The following is an 18270-nucleotide window of genomic DNA, read 5'->3' on the forward strand; positions in this document are numbered from 1 at the left end:
ATTGGACTGAACTCATTGCCTACAGCGAGACACCATATGCGAATAGAACGACGGCAATGACGACAGCCCTATTTCCCGAATCGCGTTACTTAGAACTTCTGTGGGGTCGGCCTTTGAGTTCAAACCAAAAGCGACTGCCTTGGCCCTCTGCCGATTCGAGACCAACCTGTCCCCCCATCCGCTGAACACCTCGCTGCACGATCGAAAGGCCAATGCCAGTTCCCGAATAAGTTTCCGCTCCGTGCAATCGCTCAAAGGGATTGAAAATGCGCTGCTGGTGCCTGGGAGCAATCCCGATGCCATTGTCCTCAATCCAAATTCTCACCCAATGGGACTCAGAACCAACCTTTTGAGAAGCAGCCTGTCTGGCTTCAGCCCTAATGTGGACTTGCGGTTGAGTGTCAGGGGGCATGAACTTTAGAGCATTATTAATCAGGTTGCTCAAAACCTGCCGCAACACACTCCGCTGGGCGTACACGTTAGGCAAATTAGGCTCTACAAAAACGCTGGCCTGTTGCAGCTGTAGCGAATGCTGCAAGTCATCCAAAATGCTTTTAATGACAGCGTTGATATCGACCCAGTTTAGATTAATAGCAGTTCGACCAAGCTGACTGTAAGTCAATAAGTCCTGAATTAGAAAGTCTAGATGCTCCGCAGAAGCAGACATCCGGTGAATATATTCTTTGCCGAGGTCATCGATCTCAGTCGTGTAGTCTTCATCTAAGACTTGGGCAAATCCCTGAATGGCTCTCAGGGGAGCCCGTAAGTCATGGGCTACGGAGTAAGAAAAAGCGGCCAATTCTTGGTTGGCTGACTCAAGCGCTTGAGTGCGATCGCGCACTCGGTTTTCCAACGTAAGATTAAGCTGTTGCAGCTCTTGCTCAGCTCCTTTGCGAACAACTGCCGCAGACAGTAAGTTGGCTGCGGCTTGCAGAAAGTTGATGTCGTCTTGGGTAAAGGTCCGTTGGCACGTGGAATAGACCCCCAAGACACCGAACTTTTCGTTTCCCTTGCCTGGAATATGAGTAGTCATGCCGCTGACTACCGCATAATCCGCCAATAGCGATATTTCAGGAAATCTAGTGTCGGTCACTAAATCGTCAATGACAACAGGCTCTCCAGTTCGCGATGCAAGTCCTGGAGGGGACTCTTCACTCGTGACAACTGTCGCCTGCTGAACCAACTCGGCAGGCCATCCTACAGCCGATCGCAATAGGAAGAACCGCCCATTAGGCTGTATCTCTAGAATTCGGCAGTATTCAACCTCTAAACTCTCTGCAATTAACCGAACAGCATGATCAAAAAGAGATTGCAGATCCAAACCCGACAGTGCGGTTTGACTGAGCTGCGCAACCACAGCCTGCTGTCGCAGTCGATCCGCTAAGGCTGCCTCTGTCTTTTTTTGTTGTGTGACATCAGCTGCCATCGAAATTACCGATCTTGTTCCATCACTAAGTCGTCCTAGAGGTGCAGAACTGAACAACCAGTTTCGCATTTCACCTGCTTTGGTTCGAATTTCAAATTCGCCTTCATCGACCCGACGATTGAGGTCATATAGGCGATTGATATTCTCTAAAACCAAATGCTGGCGATCGCCATAGACTCTTTGAGTCCAGTCCTCCAGCGTCTCTAGTTCATCTGCAACGTAACCTGTAATTTCAGAGACTGCGTGGCTAATTTGAAGGATTTCGCCACCTTCAGCATGGATAAAAATAGGAAACGGAGCATTCACCACGGCCTTGCGGAAACGTTCTTCACTCTCCTGAAACTGCGCTTTTGCCGTCTCATAGCGCTTCATCTCTTCCTCTAGTGCCTGGTTAGTGGCTCTCAGCTCAGCGGTTCGCTCGGCTACTCGAAGTTCCAAGGTTTCATTGAGTTGCTGTAGCGCTTGCTCTGCTTCAATGCGCTCTACTTCAATGCGCTTGAGATCGCTAATATCAGTAGACGTGCCGTACCAGCAGACAATGTCTCCATGTTGATTATGAGAAGGCTCAGCTTTGGCTAAATGCCAAACAAACTGTCCATCCACTCGCCGTAATCGATATTCAGCCTCGTAGTTGCTTCCGTCGGCAGTGGCTGCCTCCCAATTAGCAACAACCGTTTCAACATCATCAGGATGAATGGCTGCTAGCCAACCCCTTCCTTTTGCCGTTTCAGGAGTTTGTCCAGTGTACTCAAACCAGCGCTGATTGAAGTCAATACTAGAGACACCACTAGCCTCAGCAACCCAGACTAACTGAGGAATGGTTTCAATCAAACTGCGATATCGCTTTTCGCTTTCCCGCAGTTCGTATTCAACCGTTTTGAGCTGACTAATATCGCGTCCCACGGCTTGGTAAGCGATGATGTGTCCCTGCTCATCACAGAAGCAGCGATTGTTCCACTGAGTCCATCGCACTTCTCCCTGAACGACGACCCGATTCTCAATAGTCACCTGAGGGTTGGCAGCGCTCATAGATTTGACTAAGCGCTCAACACGGTCGCGATCGCCTTCATAGACAACAGGCTGATAGCTTTTATGAACCCAATCCGCTGGTGATATTCCAAAATATCTACAAAAAGCAGGGTTCATGTAGATAATGGTCGTATCAGGTTTGTAGAGACAAATCAGCTCTTTTTGCGTCTCAAAAATTCTTTGATAGGGCCCTTTCGACTGCATGAACTGTCGCTGCCAATTCGTCAAAGCAGTGTCCTGTGCATCAACATTTTGTTCTCTTGAAACGAATGTTGATTGGCAAAAACGAATGAGCTTAGCCCAGAAACGAGTTTTGATCTTCATGCCACTGCTGTCTGAACACAGGGAAGCTTAACATCGTACTTTGACAACCCTTTAATCAGACCTGCTTATACCCTAGCGGAATTGTATCGTTAGTGCCCCTCCGAGTTTGAGCGCCGTAGCAGAAATTATTCCAAAAGAGAGAGATGGAGAATAGAGAAATGACTGGTGTCAGCTGACGGCAGTCTGAGGCGCACTTAACCTTAAAGAACACCGACGGAGGCAACGGCTTGCATGAGTTCGGGAATGACGCAATTAGGCCAAGCCCCTTCAACGTTACGTCCCTGCAACAGAATAAATCTCAAACTATAGTCTGCGGGCAATCCCTCAACTTCGACCCAGATATGATCGGTTTCCTGCTCACAGGTGATGCGTTCTTCGTCCATGAGTTCCGCAGCGATCGCCTGGACAGTTTTAGCAAGCTGTTGAGTGAGGCGGCAGAAGTCCTGAAATTCTGGTTGGGTCATCTCTACCGCCCAGCGATCGCCTCCCACCAGCCCTTTAAAGACAGTGGCGTCTGGGTCGTATCCCAAACGCCATCCATCGCCTTCTTTAACGTGACGCACAGCCGACCCGACTATTCACCAATGATTTCCGGTTGGGTCAGCTCATCGGACATTTCGATAATAGCCCTCAAGACAGGCTTCATGCGGGGGTCATCGTAAGCCTCAAACTCTTCGAAGCGACGGCGTTGAGCCCGGTTGGCCACTTGCACGGTGATGCGGTAGCGATTGGACGCAGCGTTAATCAAATCTTCCTGCCGACGCATAATCTGCTGGCTATCAAAAGGAGAAGTATTTTTGAGCATGGAGTCCGTCTTGAACGTCTGAACCACAAGTATAACAAAACGCCCCAATCCTCCTCGCAAGAATAAGATAGTAGTGATGCCAGGACGCTCTTTTTCGCGCCAGCATAGTGTCTAGGTTTGTAAGCTCTCTGATTTAGGCGTGGATAGACGATACTAAAATCACGCTATTTTATGATTTCACGATGCAGAAGCTGACCATAACTCAACCCGACGACTGGCATCTGCATGTGCGAGATGGTGCCGTGCTAAAAGCCGTTTTGCCTCATACGGTGCGTCAGTTTGCCCGCGCCATCATCATGCCGAATCTGAAGCCTCCCGTGCGCTCGGTGGCGGAGGCGGCTGCCTATCGAGATCGCATCATGGCAGCCATTCCAGCGGGCAAACGGTTTGAGCCATTGATGACCCTCTACCTCACTGACAACACTGACCCTAAAGAGATTATCGCGGCTAAAGCCTCTGGGTTTGTCAAAGCGGTGAAGTACTATCCGGCAGGTGCCACCACGAACTCAGACTCTGGGGTAACGGATATTCGCAAGTGCGATCGCGTCTTTGAAGCCATGCAGCAAGTAGACCTGCCGCTATTGCTGCACGGGGAAGTGACTGACGCATGGGTGGACGTGTTTGATCGCGAGAAAATCTTCATCGAGAACAAGTTGATCCCTCTCAAGCAGCGGTTTCCTAACCTGCGGACGGTGTTTGAACACATTACAACCTCAGACGCAGTGAAGTTTGTTTTATCGGCTCACAACACTGCGGCAACCATTACCCCACAACATCTATTGTTTAACCGCAACATCCTCTTCAAAGGCGGGATTCGACCCCATTACTATTGCCTGCCAATTTTGAAACATGAGGAGCATCGCCAAGCTATTTTGCAAGCAGCTACCTCTGGCAATCCCAAATTTTTTCTAGGGACCGATAGCGCTCCCCATCCCCGAGGCAGCAAAGAAAGTTCCTGTGGCTGTGCAGGGTGCTATTCGGCTTTACACGCTCTGGAATTGTATGCAGAAGCTTTTGAGAGCGTTGACGCCTTGGACAAACTTGAAGCTTTTGCCAGCTTTCACGGACCCGACTTTTATCAATTGCCCCGCAACACTGAGCAAATCACCTTGACCAAAACAACCTGGCGCATTCCTGACGAAATGCCCTGGATGGAATCTGGCGTCGTCCCTTTGCGCGCCGGGGAAGAGATGACCTGGCAAATGGCATGATGCTAGAGCGTCGTAGTTTCTCACGTAAGGTAGGTCATGTCTGAGCCTAAAAAGATAGTCGTTATCGGTGCAGGTTGGGCAGGTTTAGCCGCCACCTCTCATTTGGTAAACCAGGGCTACGATGTCACCCTGTTAGAGGCGGCGGCTCATCCTGGAGGGTTGGTAGCCGGATGGCAAACCCCTGGAGGGCGATCAGTTGAGGGGGGAATACATGGCTTTTGGTATCCCTATCGCAATATCTTCAATCAGGTTAAGGCATTGGGGCTAAACCCCTTCACTCGGTTCACTCGATCTTCTCAATATTCGCCTGCTGGACTAGAAGTCGAATCGCCCCTCTTTCAAAATGAACCCCGCTTGCCTGCTCCCTTAGGGACGTTTATCTACACTCAATTCAAACGGTTACCCCTGAGCGATCGCCTATCAGCTCTGCCCTTACTGTATGCGGTGATCGATTTTGATAACTCCGATCAGGCTTGGCAAAACTACGACAAAATGACCGCCCGAGAGCTGTTCAAACAGTACGGCGTCACGGACAGACTCTATCGAGACTCGTTTGAACCCATGCTGCTGGTGGGCTTGTTTGCTCCCGGTGAACAGTGTTCTGCCGCTGCTGCCTTGGGAATGCTCTACTACTTCATCCTGGCCCATCAGTCCGATTTTGATGTGGTGTGGTGTCGGGGCACCGTCGGAGCTAGAATCTTTCAGCCTTGGATTGCTCAGATTGAAGCGGCAGGGGGCAAGGTCCTGACCAACCAGAGGGTCACTGACATCGTTGTGGACCAATCGGGAATCGCCACAGGGGTTCAATGTGGCCCTGAGTTCTTTAGCGCTGATGCCGTGATTTCAGGTGTCAGCATCACGGGGATGAAAAAAATTGTTGCCAACAGTCAAACCCTGAATAATTATCCTCAATTTCGCAATCTGTCTAATCTCAAGGGCATTGATGTCTTAGCCACCCGCCTCTGGTTTGATCGCAAGATCGACATTCCGCTGCCGTCTAATGCCTGCTTTGGCTTTGATGCCACCACGGGCTGGACATTCTTCGATTTGAATGATTTACACGATGAGTATCACGATGAAGCGCACTCTGTCGTCGAAGCCGATTTCTATCATGCTAATCAGCTCTTACCCATGAGCGATGAGCAAATCGTGGATAAAGTGCACCGCGATCTGACCACCTGCATTCCTGCCTTTGGTAGCGCCACGGTAATCGACAGCAGCGTTATCCGCGTGAAAGAGGGCGTTACTCACTTTTTTCCGGGGAGTTACCAATATCTTTTGTCAGCGACTACGGATATTCCTAATTTATATATGAGCGGCGATTGGATTGTGACTCGCCACGGTTCTTGGTCACAAGAGAAAGCCTATGTCACAGGCTTGGAAGCCGCTAACCGAGTTGTCGAACAGTTCGGAATCGGCAGCCAGGCCAACATTATTCCCATCGAAGCCGACGAACCCCATATTCAGCTCGCCAGAACGCTTAATCAAACCCTCAAAGAGTGGACGCAGTTTATTCCCAATCCTTGGCTAGTCTAGAAAATACGAGTTCCAGTGAAGACGCCCACCAGAAATTGAACACGAGAAAGCCTGCCAGGGCTAGAGTATGGCTTTAGCCCTCTAGGCTGGTGCACCCAGTAGCCTCCGAGGGCCTAGCAGATAGCCCAATGGCTTACCGTCTTGTCTTAACGGAACGAGCGACGGGTCCCTAGCTGATAAATTAATAACGGGCGCATCAATGCTTGTGCCACAAGGCTTCTAAGATTAATTGATGACGCGCTCTAGGTGATTATGCACAATCTGAACAGCCTTTTGGACGCCATTTTCGGACAATGAATTGGTATGTGAACCAGTTAAAGGCTCCGCCCAGATTAACTGCTGGAGCCAGAAAGTGGGGAAACTCAGTGGTCACAGAAATGGGTTGCAAAAGTCCAAAAAAGGACGGCAATTCTAGGCGCTGGGCAATGTCGTCTCCCCAAAATGCAGCCCCTGTGCTGATAATAGCGTCCGCATCTTGACAAGACTGCCAGGACTGCTCCAAACACTCTGCCATGATAGGTTCCAGCGCTTGGGTTAGGCCCTGAAGCACCTTGATGGGGTTACGCCCAGACTCAATCATGGCTTGTCCAGCTTCGCCCTGGGTAAGGGCCTGGGGATTGCCGCCAATCGGAAAGAAATCGAGACCATAGCGAGTAATCAGCTCCCTAAAGATTTCATGGGTGGTCAGTTGCACCCAATGACCTGCCCGCTGTAGCCCGACCCCTAAGGCCAGGTAAGGTTGCACGTCGCCCCGTGAGCCAATGGTGAGAATGTTGATTTTCATCGTGGTGACCTATCCTGATTGTCGGGTCTGTTCTTGTGCTGTCTGCAAGCCTCAACCTCTCATCGCTCAGCATACCGAACAGGAGTGTCTTCACGCTGAGCGACAATAACATCTCTCACCGCTGCTGTGATGGCTTCTGGAGCATCTAGGGGAATATTGTGCGATGCTTTTTCGATAACGCGCCAGTCTGTATTCGTCGATAACGCTGTGAGTTCGGCTTGTAATCTAGGCCAGGTATCTGACCACACGTCTTGTAACCTAGCTGTTTGTGCCGCATCCATCTGATAAGGCAGCTGTTCTGGAAAGTGACCAGCCGTGAGAACGACTATGGGCAGATCGCCAAACGGCCCGGTGTATTGTGCCTGAGTAAAAATGTTGTCTATTGTTTCGATGACGTCAGCTATGCCGGTCATGCTCTGCGGTAAGTGGCTGCGAATGGCCTTACCAACCTCTTGGGGAAGAACACTCGGGGATGCCGAAGACTCAAGGCGCAGGACACCAAAGGCAGAGATAGCCCTAAGCAGCAGTGGCGAAGGAAATGCCATGACATCCAGTACGTCTGCAGGAAAGCGTTTATTCTGCTCTGGGTGGGATGAATCGACGAAAACAAACCCAACGACTTCGTCACTGAAATGATCGGCAAAGACCCGAATTAGCAGCCCACCCAGTGAGTGACCCACCATGACGTAGGGGGGAGACTCACCCGCAGCAGCCAATAGAGCGTGCAGGTCTTCTGCAATGTGATCGGCGTCTCTGGGGCGATCGCGATGTTCGCTCCACATGATGCCAGCCTGATCATATGCGCACACACGGCTCAATGGAGCAATAGCTGGGCGCGCCATTTCCCAAACCTGCGATCCTCCTTCGTTAATGCCTGCCTCTAAAACTACCGTTGGACTTCCTTCCCCACTGCAATGGAGGTGAGACAGCTTGCCGTCAACCTCGACAAGTTCGCCAGGGGGCGGAAATGTTTGAGCGACGTTTTGGCGAGACCACTGCTCGTAAACGAAGCCTGTTAGCAGCGCTAAAAAGAGTATCGTAGCGGCAACAAGCGCAAGACGCTTCATCCATTTGAGCACAAGCATTTGAGCACAAGAACCTCCAGTTCGGAGTCGTCTACCTCAATTTATCGGTTTGTCAGAGGAGTCAAATCCTGCTGTTGGGGTTACCCAACTGGGTGAGAGCTTTCGCCTCAACAGATGCTGTGCTGTGGGTAGAGTAGAACGGTTGCTCCGGCCTAACTTAACCTCAGTCCAAGATGAGGAACTCTTACGATTCAAGGTTTTCAAAAGCATAGGCTATCAGTCAGCTTTTGAATGGTCGTGAGAAGCTAACGGTGCGACCATTTGGCGGGGAGGTCATCACGGGGTGAAGATTTCTACGACTTTTTAGTCAGAAAGGCTAACTCGCTGTGGTTGCTCAACGCTCTTGGTTTGGGGTATTCTCACTGACGCGGAAGCAGGTACTGACAGTTCTTCTGATGATGCGGTGAGAGTATTAACCGAGGCTGTGTATTCCGCAGGAGCCTCTTCGCAAATGGCTTTGGCCAATACTAAGGCAATGTAAGTGCCTCCGAGGTAGAGCGCGATATCAAAGGCTCCGAAATAAAGATGGAACATTACCGGATTCCTCCACTGGCATTACCCTCATCATAACCAGGTGATTCTATACTCCAGTTGGATTAAATAAACCTCGCTTTCACATAATTTTCCTGGCCTGTAGTATTGCCGTTTTTCCTGGAATCAATCGGTGCGTTTCATCCACAATCACGCAGTCAAAATGCCGATGCCCAAGCCGCACCTCATCGTCCTTGAGATTAGTTTTCTCAATGAAAAAGCATAATTCGCTTCAGTGCTGAGTTACCCGTCCTTGTCCGTCAGGCTTCAAGAAACTACGGGCGTTAGATGATAAACGCGAGCAGTTTTGGTTGCTGTTGCGAGATCTTCTTGTTGTAGAGCACGACGTAGTTGGTCGAGCTTTTCAGCTTCCTGTAAGGACAGGTAAGGGGCCCAGTCATGAACGGTATACGTCAGGGTGACTTCAACTTCTGCCACGTAGTTACCCTGACGTATAAGTTTGTGTTGTGTTTTTGTATTCATGGTTTCCGGGTCTTATAGTGGGTTGTCAGCGGTTGACACGTTATTCGCCAGGGTTTCTAAAATATTGCTCATCCGAATCCGCACTCCTCAAATACAGGGACGTCCACCACACTTTCCGGCATTTGAATGATTCGCTCCAGTAAATAAAGCTGATGAACATGATTCTATTGAAAGTGACATAGCGTTCCCACAAGACATCAAGGGCAGTTTCGTCTTGACTCATCGGAGTCAATTCTGGGGTAACGCTACTTAGGACACTGCTATCGGATGCCTGTATCTGAGCGTCGTATCAAAATGTTCGTAGAGAATATCCTTAGGGGTACGCCTGATCGTCAAAATGACGCATTAAGACAAAGCCCAGAGCGTGACAAAACCCTTGAAACGATTGCGTTTCAAGGGTTTTGTTCCAAGCGCGCCCTCGAGGACTCGAACCCCGGACATCAGGTTTTGGAGACCTGCGTTCTACCAACTGAACTAAGGACGCATGAAGGAACCCAAAGAGGGTCCTTTATGCTACCACGAATGACTCTGGTATGGCCTCAGACAGGGCGATCAAAGCGCTGCTTCAAGCGAGTTGCCTTACCGACGCGATCGCGCAAGTAATAGAGCTTGGCTCGACGAGCCTTACCGCGACGTAGAACCTTGATGTTGGCTACGCGAGGCGCATGCAACAGAAAAACTCGTTCTACACCAATCCCTTGAAAAATCCGTCGGACTGTAATCGATTCATTAATGCCGCCGTTTCGCATAGCGATGACGGTGCCCTCGTAGGGCTGAATCCGTTCCTTACCACCTTCCTTAATACGGACACCTACCCGAACGGTGTCGCCCACATAGATATCGGGCAGGTCATTTTTGATATAGTCCGCCTCAAGCGAACGAATTGCTTGTTCCGCGTTCATGATTTTTGAAAAAGCGCACAGTCTTCAATACTAGAATAGCCGAGCTTGTTTTGTCTATAGGTTTTGAATCGTTGTTGGCAATAGAAGCAAGGTACTGCATTTCAACCCAGCGATCGCCCGTAGACTGCTGAATTCAACTCAGCATCTCCTGATACGATACCCATAAATTCTTTAATTTCTGAACATTATGTCTGACTTGACTCAATCGACTACTGGGGCTGACGCTGTTGATGTTGCGATCGCAAAAGGGCTTGACCTTGATGGCAGCCCCATTCCTGCCAATAAGCTTGAACTGTATAAGCAAGTTATGGCTAAAGAGGAAGGTCGCCAACGGAGCGGCGTGCAGAACACAATGCGATCGCGCATTGTCCGAATTGGAGCCAAGCATTTTAGCCAAGATGACCTCAACCAAATGCTGCTAGACGCAGAGTTTACCCCCCTCAAGGACAAAGAAGTTGCCTTCTATTACGGCAGCAAATGACACCGCCTCTACATCGCCCCCTGGCTGTTAGGTTGCTTGAGTTGACTGATTAAATCGGCTCTCTTTGAATTCAGCTCCCGCTCAACCATCAACATTGAGCGCTGTAATTCTCGAAATTGTGGACTGCTCGCCTCAGTCTCAAGCAGTTTATTCAGTGCCATTAAATGAGCCGTTAGCAGGGTCAGCTCCGAAGGGACCTTGACATCAGGAACAACGCCCGTCTCTCCCCAATTGGTTCCGGTTAACGGGTTAGTAGAGTATCCAGTCGGGACAAACATCCAAAAGTGATTGTGCAGCCGATATCCCCGTCCGGGATTAGCGCCTCCTGCCGTATGCTCTCCCACAACAACGACGCGCTTGAGAGCTTGCAAGTTATAGACAAACTCTTCTGCTGCGGAAAACGTTTCTTGGCTAGTCAACACGTAAACGGGCTTTTCTACATAGCGCGGCGCGGGCACATGAGAGACCGTCCACCATTGACGAGTGGTGTCGTCCGGTCGCCAATACAAGTCATTCAAATGAACAGCAGGGTAAGCGGGAAGCAAATAGCTACACAATAGGGCAACCATCGCTGGAGAGCCGCCCCGATTGTGGCGCAGATCAATGATGAGCGCTTGAGTCTGGGCCACGAAAGTCATTGCCGCAGCGATTGTGTTCCCTGCAAATTCCGGGGGTTCGAAACCATATAGCTCCAGATACCCCACGTTGCCACGCAACCGCTCAACCCGATTAATGTCAAAGTTACGGTGACGGCTTTGCTGCTCCTCCGCTGCCAGTGCTTCTGGGCTAGGTGTTTTGTTCGGATTCAGATCGGGTAACGGTTGAGCACTAAAATGAAGGCGTAGCTGGCGATCGCCCGACTGTTCCTGGAGCTGCATCGTCAGCAGTTGAGCTAGGTGTTCCCCATCGATGACGTCATCATAGGCCCGGTTTTGCTGCCGTTCTTGAATGTCTGCTTTGAGCTGTTCTGCCACATCAGGGAATACGTATTGGTCTAAGGTTTTGACAACGGTATCCAGTAGTGAAGCGCGTTGAGCCTCGTCCAGTACAAAAGTTGCTGCGTCTGAATAGTCTGAATTCATTAATCAAAGAGAGCCTACTAAAGCATTGAGGAACTGTTCAACAAGATGGGGGCAGCAAAGCAGACTACAAAGGTTTCCCATCACCCGAGTTCGTTATTTTTCATCAGACGTCTATTGGGTCCGAATGCGGGCTGCGGGAGGGGTGTTTGCTGTTCCCAAGCGAGATTTCAGCTTTTGCGATCGCAGCAATTCCGTATAGTTCATACCACCGCGCCCTTCAATCCGAGGAACAGTCTCAATGGCCTCCAGTAAGTGACGAACTGCGTCTCGCTCAGAATAGCCGCGCCGTTGAGCAACTCGCACAGCAACGTCATCAGCATCCAACTTGGCCTGATTACCTGTATTCGTGCGCCAGACCTGACTTGCCGCGATCGCCGTCAGTCCACCAGCCGCCAAGATACCCACCGCATCGGCTTGAAAAAGCTCAAATACAGTCCCTAGCACACCCACTGCTGCGATGCCTTGATACAGTTCAGGCTTCAACAACCGTACGGAAATCAGCCAGCAAACATTGTGAAGGAAGAGTAAATCTCGCTGTGAGACTGAGAGTTCCTGCCATAGTTGCCAGTTGATACTGATAGGGTGGCTCCGTTGCCAAGGACGCGGAAAGGGTGTCTCAATCACCGTTGACTGGCGATCGTCAATCATAATCCGAATCTTCATGCGCCCAGAGGCTGGCATGAGATCTTTTAGACGGGTAATTTCGGCGTTGGTATTAACCACAGGTGATACCTCAGATCCCTCCATACAGGTTATCGGATGGAGGCGACAAAGAAGAGACGTTTGCAGGCTAAAGGAGTGTAAGGGTACTGGCTAATGTGGAAACCACTTGCGCAACTTGGAGGTCAGCTTCTTCTAAAGCGGCAACCACCAACAAGTAGGCCTCTCCCCCCTGCTGTTTTGCTAAAACGACTCCTGAAATGGGTTGAGACGGTGACGTTCCCTGACTAAACCTGCCAGACCAGCTAATTTGCAATCCCCCTCCCGAAACGGGAGTAAAGGTCTGGGTTTGAAATCCTTCACCGTTGCTCAAAGCTGTTTGTGCCAGATCCACCAGCCCAATATCTGAGAGGGGAGCATCAGTCTCTAGAGGAACTGTCACCACGCTGTAGGCTAAACCACCGTCCAAGGATTGAAACAAGGGTGAACCCGCCATGGAACTCACCCCATATCCATCTAAAATACCAATCTGAAAGTTGCCTTGTGGATCTTCATAAGTGCCGCTGATTGCTGGTTCAGCAGCCGTTAGCTCAGGAATATCAGTCGGGGCCTCCTGAGCGATTTGAAACGATGAACGGGTCAATCCAGAATTGTTCCAGTCGTACCCCAGCAACAGGGCTACGGTGAGTGCGATCGCGGCAACTCCCATCCATCCAACTGACCGTCGACTCATTGATTCCACCTCCTCTGAGCAGCAAGGTTACGAATAGCTTACCGAGCATTCCAGTAGGTGGATGTATTTTTGCCAGAAATTAATTTCGACAGAATGACTCTACACAGCGAACAAACATTTCAACCCCGGTTGACAGAGCAGCCTCATCGAAGTCGAAGCGCGGATGGTGATGTGGATAGGCCAAACTCTTAGCCTGATTGGCTGAGCCCAACAAGAAGTAGCAGCCGGGAACCGCTCTAAGGAAAAAGGACATATCTTCTCCGCCCATGGTTTGGCAATCGGGGATAACCTCAGCAGGCGTTTCTGCTACTGATAGTGCGACTGACCGAACGAGATCGGTTACATCTGGATGATTGACAACGGGTGGATAAAGCGGATTGTAATCTAACTGGTAGCTCGCACCATGAGATTGGCAAATCCCACCAATAATCTGATCGAGCCGTTGCTCAAAATACCCTTCGTAAGATTCGTCGAAGTATCGCACAGTGCCACTGAGGCGAGCCTGATCGGCAATCACATTAACTGCTGAACCTGCGTGTAGTTCGCCTAAGGTAACCACTGCGGATTTCAGCGGATCAATGTTGCGGGCCACAATAGTCTGAATGGCATTGACGACCTGAGCTGCAACCACGATGGAGTCAACGGTTTGGTGAGGAATTGCCCCGTGTCCACCCCGTCCCTTAATCGTGCAGTGAAAAAATTCAGTTGCAGCCATTAGTGGACCCGTCCGCACACCAACGGTCCCCAAAGGCAAATTATTCCAAAGATGTAGACCAATGATCGCATCGACATCAGGGTTCTCTAAAACCCCCGACTCAATCATGGGTTTGGCTCCTCCGGGTCCCTCTTCTGCGGGTTGAAAAATCAGTTTGACGGTACCGCAAAAGCTGTGACGGTTCTGAGAAAGATAGTAGGCCGTTCCCAGTGCGATCGCGACATGACCATCATGACCACACGCATGCATCACGCCTTCGTGCTGTGAGCGATACTCGACATCATTAAGCTCTTGGATGGGCAAAGCATCCATGTCGGCTCGAATTGCTAGTACAGGACCGGGACGATGCCCCTTGATTACTGCAACGATCCCTGTTTTTGCAATTCCTGATTGATGCTCAATTCCCCACTCAGTTAACTTTTGACTAATAAAAGTGGCCGTCTGCAACTCGTTAAAAGCTAACTCAGGTCGCTGATGAATAAGCCGTCGCCAGAGCGTAATCTGCGGCTGTAGTTTCCGGACTTGGAGCCGTACTCCAGTAAGGATAGGAGTGGAGGTTGGAAAAACCGTTGAAATCATTGCTTGGTAAATTGCCTGTGTAATAGGAAAGTAAATCCAGAGTTATATAAATTGCGTGTCTCAAACTCCGTATCCGCAGTCCTCTGACTCACGATGGTAGTACTGCGTAGAAAAAGCCACCTTTTTCTCTTACTAACTATTCGTCATTTTCCTTCAGAGAACTTCGCAAACGATTACAGCAACTGCGCTCTCGTGCAGAGACGTTTGTCGAAGAGACAAGACCTTGCTTTTCACATTCTTCATTCGTAGATAAGGAGAGCGATTCGCCATTTCCAGAGCCAGAAATAGCACTCGAACTCTATCAAAAACTCATGCCAAAATGGATCTAAAGCTTAGCCAAGTAGGCATGACTAAAAGCCTGCCGTATAAATTCAGCAAGTGCCTTGATCATTCATTATTAAAGACATTTGGTGTCATCGGTGTGATCTCAATCTCTTCTGCTAATGAAGTTTTGGAAAAGTAAGCTCAGACTTCCTGATGGCTGACGAATATTTGACACGCCATTGTAAAGTACTCATGAAGTTTGAGTAAAATCCGGACAATTTTCCTGAAACTTATTGGCAAGCAGATCAATTTTGAACACACTCGTGTTTACGCAGTTCTATTCGTTCGATAAGAGCCGCTCTTCTTCCTGGATAAGATTCTTGATTCTTTTGATTTCATTCATTAACGCTATTTATCTCTTCTCGCTAAATACTGGTCCGGCAGTCGCAGATATCAAACAAACAGGCTGCCCTCAAACGAGTCTCTAGAGATATTTCGGAGTATCTGCTTCTCTAACCAAAAATCGCGATTTGAAGCAGCTTTCTTCTGTCGTAGCTGCTGTTAGATAGAATTTGATGTGGCGGCTTAAACCACTGCTGATATAGCCATGATCAGTTCCGTCAGGACAGGACGGCGAGCCATCGGGCGAGGCCTTCAGCGCCCGATGCTATTGGGGATACAAGCCTAGACGATGAGAGCCATACCTTGAAGATATCCACCCCACGCTTGAAAAGACGTTTCTATCTTGCGGCAGTGGTGCTAGAGCGAATTTGAGGCCCGTTCTCCAAGTCCATCAGCCAGTCTGAGTCAAAGTCTTAGTCATAGTTCTTAACATGGCTGAAGTTACGGCGAGGCGATCGATAGGATAATAGACAGTCCTTCTGCCGGTGGATGTGTGCGCTAAGTCGCCTGTGCCCGAGTTGGTTAGGTCAGCGATCGCTCACCACACCGTATTTAAGACCACTATTTAAGAGGAAAAAGCTTTGGTTAGCACTGCCCCATTAAGAACGACTCGATCAGAAGAAATCTTCTCCGCTGCTCAACATCTAATGCCGGGTGGAGTTAGCTCTCCCGTTCGTGCCTTTAAATCCGTTGGCGGGCAACCCATCGTATTTGATCGGGTTAAGGGCGCTTACATTTGGGACGTAGATAACAATCAATACATCGACTATGTGGGCACTTGGGGACCTGCTATTTGCGGTCATGCCCATCCTGAAGTCCTACAAGCACTATCTTCGGCACTTGAAAAGGGCACCAGTTTTGGGGCACCTTGTTATCTCGAAAATGTTTTGGCCGAAATGGTCATCAATGCCGTTCCCAGCATTGAAATGGTCCGATTTGTGAATTCGGGAACTGAAGCCTGTATGGCTGTTCTGCGCCTGATGCGAGCATTTACAGGTCGTGACAAGATTATCAAGTTTGAAGGCAACTACCACGGCCACGCCGATATGTTTTTGGTGAAAGCTGGATCAGGGGTTGCCACCCTGGGTTTACCAGATTCTCCTGGTGTACCCAAGTCAGCGACGCAAAGCACTTTGACAGCTCCCTACAATGATCCAGAAGCCGTTAAGAAGCTACTTGAGGACAATCCAGGAGAAATTGCTGGCGTTATTCTAGAGCCTATCGTCGGCAACTCTGGTTTTGTTCCCCCTGAGCCTGGATTTCTAGAGGGCTTGCGAGAATTGACTCGCGAGCACGATACACTTCTGGTTTTCGATGAAGTGATGACGGGTTTTCGGATTGCATACGGTGGCGTACAGGACAAATTTGGAGTCACGCCCGATCTGACTACGCTAGGCAAAATTATTGGGGGTGGGCTTCCGGTTGGTGCTTACGGTGGGCGTCGAGACATTATGGAGATGATTGCTCCAGCAGGCCCTGTTTATCAGGCAGGTACGCTATCGGGAAATCCTCTTGCGATGACCGCTGGCATCAAAACGCTGGAAATTCTTCAGCGTCCTGGCACCTATGAGCAACTAGAGGCGAGCACTAAAAAGCTGATTGACGGTTTGCTGTCAGCTGCTCGTGATACAGGACATACCGTTTGTGGTGGCAACATCAGCGGTATGTTTGGCCTGTTTTTCACAGAAGGTCCTGTCCGCAACTATGAGGATGCTAAGCAAGCGGACACGACTAAGTTCAGCCGTTTTCATCGCGGTATGTTGGAAGAGGGTGTCTATCTAGCCCCCTCTCAATACGAGGCTGGATTTACTTCTCTAGCTCACACTGACGAAGACATTGAGAAGACGATCGCTGCTGCCCGTAAGGTCCTCGCTGATCTGTAATCGCGATCACTTTTCACCGTTTAATAGCGTTAATGATGTCATCGCCTCGGCAACCCTTCCGGGGCGATGACGTTTTATAGATTCAGTCCTCTAGTGGTCTGCCGATTCTGAAATTATGAGTGATTATCTCCGCAAGTGCTGAGACAGACCATACGTTGCTCTAGCAAATCGCGTGCATTCGCCCTTTAAATCCCCGATTCTAGGGGACTTCCGGAGATTTGGCTCCCATAGAATGGGGGCTGAAGGGCCCAAAGCAGTCAGCCTCAACTAAACTGCAAGATTTGGATTGACTCACAATTTTGAGCTTGACGCTGCACTAGGCGTCTACATCGAGTAGCCTCCGGACCCTCAGCTTAGTGCCCAGATGACTTGCCGCCTTGTCCTATCAAAACGGGCGACGGCGATATTGTCGATGGCCTTATGCTCCTGCCTCTTGCAAGAGCATCAATCCTCTAGGTATTGCTGCAAGGTTTGGAGAAAAGCGAATACGCTGGGTGGATGCAGCGCTGCTGCTAGCAAGATGGCAGCGATCGTTCGCTCTAAAGGAGAGGGAAGCTGGACGACTCCCACACCCGGAGGAACAGGGTGGGCAGAGAGAGACGGGATAATCGCGGCTCCCAAACCCTGCGCGACCATGCTGAGAATGGTACTAGTTTCTCGGAACTGATACTGCGGCTTGAAATCAAACCCCGCTTCACGAAAGTAGGTGTGCACGTTGACAAAGCAGCTATTGTCTTCAGGGTATGTCATTAGTGGCAAGGTAGTCACCTGCTCCCAAGTCAACGTTGACCCAGACGTTTGAACATCAGGAGGAAGCAACACCCAGAAAGGATCGCGCATCAATTCGTAGGTCTCAAAATCAGGTCCTGTTGGTAAAAAAGTAATGCCAATGTCCGCTTTACCATCTCGAATTTGCTGCTCGACCTGATCAAAGTCGTAGTGTTCAAGCATCGTCACTGCGATCGCAGGATGTCGCTCTCGAAACTGGGCGACAATCGGAGGGAGCAAATTAGCCGCAGCTCCCCTAAAAGTCGAAATTCGCACTTCTCCACCATGCAATCCTTTGTGCAAATTAGCGGTCTGCTGCATTTGCGTCAGGAGATGCAGCACTTCCTCAGCTTGTTGAGCAACGGCTTTGCCTGCTGGCGTCAGCTGCGCACCATGGCGACCTCTGACCAGGAGAATAATCCCCAATTCGTCCTCCAGTGTAGAGATAGCGTGACTGACGGTTGGCTGAGTGAGTCCTAATTGCAGAGCTGCTTCGCCAAAGCTACCAAACCTGGCTACGGCAACTAATGCTCGGATTTGAGAAAGCCTAGGACCCGATTGCTGCCCTTTACTCATCTCCTCACGCC

17 protein-coding genes and 1 tRNA gene are annotated in these 18270 nt (G+C 49.9%); 4 read left to right on the forward strand and 14 right to left on the reverse strand.

The genetic code is table 11. From position 1 onward, the window contains the following. Positions 1-85: 85 nt before the first annotated feature. From PN498_RS24205 to PN498_RS24215, 3 genes are all read right to left on the reverse strand, one after another. Positions 86-2683, reverse strand: coding sequence for a PAS domain S-box protein (locus tag PN498_RS24205; protein WP_272066007.1), 2598 nt, complete (start codon positions 2681-2683; stop codon positions 86-88). Positions 2684-2979: 296 nt separating this feature from the next. Continuing rightward, positions 2980-3342, reverse strand: a complete 363-nt coding sequence (locus PN498_RS24210; protein ID WP_272066008.1) for a DUF1818 family protein — start codon at positions 3340-3342, stop codon at positions 2980-2982. Positions 3343-3353: 11 nt separating this feature from the next. Further along, entirely contained in the window at positions 3354-3584 is a 231-nt protein-coding gene (locus tag PN498_RS24215; RefSeq protein WP_272066080.1) for a DNA-directed RNA polymerase subunit omega, read from the reverse strand. A gap of 182 nt (positions 3585-3766) precedes the next feature. Between PN498_RS24215 and pyrC the strand changes: the two genes are divergently transcribed. Then, a complete protein-coding gene (pyrC, locus tag PN498_RS24220; RefSeq protein WP_272066009.1) occupies positions 3767-4795 on the forward strand; it encodes a dihydroorotase in 1029 nt (342 codons plus the stop codon). Positions 4796-4831: 36 nt separating this feature from the next. Then, positions 4832-6331, forward strand: coding sequence for a hydroxysqualene dehydroxylase (locus PN498_RS24225; RefSeq protein WP_272066010.1), 1500 nt, complete (start codon positions 4832-4834; stop codon positions 6329-6331). Positions 6332-6581: 250 nt separating this feature from the next. Here PN498_RS24225 and PN498_RS24230 read toward each other — a convergent pair whose 3' ends face one another. From PN498_RS24230 to rplS, 6 genes are all read right to left on the reverse strand, one after another. Then, a complete protein-coding gene (locus PN498_RS24230) occupies positions 6582-7115 on the reverse strand; it encodes a glycosyltransferase (RefSeq protein ID WP_272066011.1) in 534 nt (177 codons plus the stop codon). 59 nt (positions 7116-7174) lie between these two features. Next, on the reverse strand, positions 7175-8200 hold the full coding sequence (locus PN498_RS24235) for an alpha/beta fold hydrolase (RefSeq protein WP_272066012.1): 1026 nt from the start codon (positions 8198-8200) through the stop codon (positions 7175-7177). 303 nt (positions 8201-8503) lie between these two features. Beyond that, positions 8504-8734: a hypothetical protein gene (locus PN498_RS24240; protein WP_272066013.1), complete on the reverse strand. Its 231-nt coding sequence runs from the start codon at positions 8732-8734 to the stop codon at positions 8504-8506. Positions 8735-8998: 264 nt separating this feature from the next. Beyond that, entirely contained in the window at positions 8999-9214 is a 216-nt protein-coding gene (locus tag PN498_RS24245) for a hypothetical protein (protein WP_272066014.1), read from the reverse strand. Positions 9215-9625: 411 nt separating this feature from the next. Then, positions 9626-9698 (reverse strand) — tRNA-Trp (locus PN498_RS24250). Positions 9699-9753: 55 nt separating this feature from the next. Beyond that, complete coding sequence (gene rplS / locus PN498_RS24255) at positions 9754-10116, reverse strand: 50S ribosomal protein L19 (protein WP_272066015.1); 363 nt, start codon at positions 10114-10116, stop codon at positions 9754-9756. A 187-nt stretch (positions 10117-10303) separates the two neighbouring features. Between rplS and PN498_RS24260 the strand changes: the two genes are divergently transcribed. Then, a complete protein-coding gene (locus PN498_RS24260) occupies positions 10304-10597 on the forward strand; it encodes a small RNA NsiR4-regulated ssr1528 family protein (protein WP_272066016.1) in 294 nt (97 codons plus the stop codon). Between the two features lie 8 nt (positions 10598-10605). On the opposite strand, the gene PN498_RS24265 is transcribed toward PN498_RS24260, so the two are convergent. From PN498_RS24265 to PN498_RS24280, 4 genes are all read right to left on the reverse strand, one after another. Then, positions 10606-11679, reverse strand: coding sequence for a S41 family peptidase (locus PN498_RS24265; RefSeq protein ID WP_272066017.1), 1074 nt, complete (start codon positions 11677-11679; stop codon positions 10606-10608). Positions 11680-11790: 111 nt separating this feature from the next. Continuing rightward, positions 11791-12402, reverse strand: coding sequence for a DUF3318 domain-containing protein (locus PN498_RS24270; protein ID WP_272066018.1), 612 nt, complete (start codon positions 12400-12402; stop codon positions 11791-11793). Positions 12403-12469: 67 nt separating this feature from the next. Further along, positions 12470-13072, reverse strand: coding sequence for a hypothetical protein (locus PN498_RS24275; protein ID WP_272066019.1), 603 nt, complete (start codon positions 13070-13072; stop codon positions 12470-12472). A 79-nt stretch (positions 13073-13151) separates the two neighbouring features. Then, a complete protein-coding gene (locus PN498_RS24280) occupies positions 13152-14366 on the reverse strand; it encodes a M20 family metallopeptidase (RefSeq protein WP_272066020.1) in 1215 nt (404 codons plus the stop codon). Positions 14367-15613: 1247 nt separating this feature from the next. Between PN498_RS24280 and hemL the strand changes: the two genes are divergently transcribed. Further along, on the forward strand, positions 15614-16915 hold the full coding sequence (hemL, locus tag PN498_RS24285; protein WP_272066021.1) for a glutamate-1-semialdehyde 2,1-aminomutase: 1302 nt from the start codon (positions 15614-15616) through the stop codon (positions 16913-16915). A 444-nt stretch (positions 16916-17359) separates the two neighbouring features. Here the strand turns inward: hemL and PN498_RS24290 are convergent, their stop codons facing one another. Next, positions 17360-18259 carry a LysR family transcriptional regulator gene (locus PN498_RS24290; RefSeq protein ID WP_272066022.1) on the reverse strand — a complete coding sequence of 300 codons (900 nt, stop codon included), beginning with the start codon at positions 18257-18259 and terminating at the stop codon, positions 17360-17362. Positions 18260-18270: the final 11 nt, after the last annotated feature.

Origin of the sequence: Oscillatoria sp. CS-180, assembly GCF_028330965.1 — a bacterium.
In the GTDB taxonomy this organism is placed as follows: Bacteria; Cyanobacteriota; Cyanobacteriia; order Phormidesmidales; family Phormidesmidaceae; genus Halomicronema.